Origin of the sequence: Staphylococcus sp. HMSC034G07 (assembly GCF_001835975.1) — a bacterium.
In the GTDB taxonomy this organism is placed as follows: domain Bacteria; phylum Bacillota; class Bacilli; order Staphylococcales; family Staphylococcaceae; genus Staphylococcus; species Staphylococcus ureilyticus.
On sequence record NZ_KV826609.1, the window covers coordinates 791,213 to 792,804 of the forward strand.

Consider the following 1,592-nt stretch of genomic DNA (forward strand, 5'->3'; position numbering starts at 1 on the left):
ATCCGATGCGTTAACCACTTCGCCACAACCGCCATGGCAGGGGCAGTAGGAATCGAACCCACATCGAAGGTTTTGGAGACCTTTATTCTACCGTTGAACTATGCCCCTATTAAATTGAATGGTGGAGGGGGGCAGATTCGAACTGCCGAACCCGAAGGAGCGGATTTACAGTCCGCCGCGTTTAGCCACTTCGCTACCCCTCCATGAAAATGGTGCCGGCCAGAGGACTTGAACCCCCAACCTACTGATTACAAGTCAGTTGCTCTACCAGTTGAGCTAGGCCGGCTTGTATAAAATGGTTCAAGACAGAGTCGAACTGCCGACACATGGAGCTTCAATCCATTGCTCTACCAACTGAGCTATTGAACCATAATGTTAAAAATAATGGCGGTCTCGACGGGAATCGAACCCGCGATCTCCTGCGTGACAGGCAGGCGTGTTAACCGCTACACTACGAGACCAAACTATGTAATTGCGGGAGGCGGATTCGAACCACCGACCTTCGGGTTATGAGCCCGACGAGCTACCGAACTGCTCCATCCCGCGTTAATGATATTAATGGCGGAGGAAGAGGGATTCGAACCCCCGCGAGCCGTTAAGCTCCTGTCGGTTTTCAAGACCGATCCCTTCAGCCAGACTTGGGTATTCCTCCAAAAATATACGATAATTATACTATTAAATTGTTTTAAAATGGCGGAGGAAGAGGGATTCGAACCCCCGCGGGCCGTTAAGCCCCTGTCGGTTTTCAAGACCGATCCCTTCAGCCGGACTTGGGTATTCCTCCAAAATTATATGGACCTTGCAGGATTCGAACCTGCGACCGAACGGTTATGAGCCGTTAGCTCTGACCAACTGAGCTAAAGGTCCAGAGTATAATTTACAACTAACAATAGTGGCGGTGGAGGGAATCGAACCCACGACCTCACGGGTATGAACCGTACGCTCTAGCCAGCTGAGCTACACCGCCGTTGTAATTTAGTTTGTATCAATAAATATGGTGGAGACTAGCGGGATCGAACCGCTGACCTCCTGCGTGCAAAGCAGGCGCTCTCCCAGCTGAGCTAAGCCCCCATTTAGTTAAATGAATTTTAGTAGATATCGGGAAGACAGGATTCGAACCTACGACCCCTTGGTCCCAAACCAAGTGCTCTACCAAGCTGAGCTACTTCCCGTTTTTCATAGGATGAAGCAATCTAAATTACGCGCCCGATAGGAGTCGAACCCATAACCTCTTGATCCGTAGTCAAGCACTCTATCCAGTTGAGCTACGGGCGCTTAATTCAAAGATGGTGCCGAGGACCGGAATCGAACCGGTACGATGATCTCTCATCGCAGGATTTTAAGTCCTGTGCGTCTGCCAGTTCCGCCACCCCGGCAAAATAATGGAGCAGAAGACGGGATTCGAACCCGCGACCCCGACCTTGGCAAGGTCGTATTCTACCGCTGAACTACTTCTGCAAATGCGGGTGAAGGGAGTCGAACCCCCACGCCGTAAGGCGCTAGATCCTAAGTCTAGTGCGTCTGCCAATTCCGCCACACCCGCGTTATTTGATTAATGGTGAGCCATAGAGGATTCGAACCTCTGACCCTCT

The 1,592-nt window shown here is 51.0% G+C and carries 16 tRNA genes; all 16 read right to left on the reverse strand.

The features are described 5' to 3' along the window. Positions 1-34: 34 nt before the first annotated feature. The 16 genes from HMPREF2586_RS11815 to HMPREF2586_RS11890 all read right to left on the reverse strand — a co-directional run bounded on the left by HMPREF2586_RS11815 (position 35) and on the right by HMPREF2586_RS11890 (position 1,543). Positions 35-108, reverse strand: a tRNA-Trp gene (locus HMPREF2586_RS11815). Between the two features lie 11 nt (positions 109-119). Beyond that, positions 120-203 (reverse strand) — tRNA-Tyr (locus HMPREF2586_RS11820). 7 nt (positions 204-210) lie between these two features. Then, positions 211-286, reverse strand: a tRNA-Thr gene (locus HMPREF2586_RS11825). Between the two features lie 10 nt (positions 287-296). Continuing rightward, positions 297-369: transfer RNA gene (locus HMPREF2586_RS11830), tRNA-Phe, on the reverse strand. Between the two features lie 16 nt (positions 370-385). After that, positions 386-461 (reverse strand) — tRNA-Asp (locus HMPREF2586_RS11835). Between the two features lie 11 nt (positions 462-472). Then, positions 473-546 (reverse strand) — tRNA-Met (locus tag HMPREF2586_RS11840). A 13-nt stretch (positions 547-559) separates the two neighbouring features. Continuing rightward, positions 560-652: transfer RNA gene (locus HMPREF2586_RS11845), tRNA-Ser, on the reverse strand. A 39-nt stretch (positions 653-691) separates the two neighbouring features. After that, positions 692-784 (reverse strand) — tRNA-Ser (locus tag HMPREF2586_RS11850). Positions 785-793: 9 nt separating this feature from the next. After that, positions 794-867: transfer RNA gene (locus HMPREF2586_RS11855), tRNA-Ile, on the reverse strand. 26 nt (positions 868-893) lie between these two features. Continuing rightward, positions 894-967, reverse strand: a tRNA-Met gene (locus HMPREF2586_RS11860). Positions 968-995: 28 nt separating this feature from the next. Beyond that, a tRNA-Ala gene (locus tag HMPREF2586_RS11865) sits at positions 996-1,071 on the reverse strand. 27 nt (positions 1,072-1,098) lie between these two features. Then, a tRNA-Pro gene (locus HMPREF2586_RS11870) sits at positions 1,099-1,172 on the reverse strand. 29 nt (positions 1,173-1,201) lie between these two features. Further along, a tRNA-Arg gene (locus HMPREF2586_RS11875) sits at positions 1,202-1,275 on the reverse strand. 12 nt (positions 1,276-1,287) lie between these two features. Beyond that, positions 1,288-1,376 (reverse strand) — tRNA-Leu (locus HMPREF2586_RS11880). A gap of 7 nt (positions 1,377-1,383) precedes the next feature. Next, positions 1,384-1,458: transfer RNA gene (locus tag HMPREF2586_RS11885), tRNA-Gly, on the reverse strand. A gap of 3 nt (positions 1,459-1,461) precedes the next feature. After that, positions 1,462-1,543: transfer RNA gene (locus HMPREF2586_RS11890), tRNA-Leu, on the reverse strand. Positions 1,544-1,592: the final 49 nt, after the last annotated feature.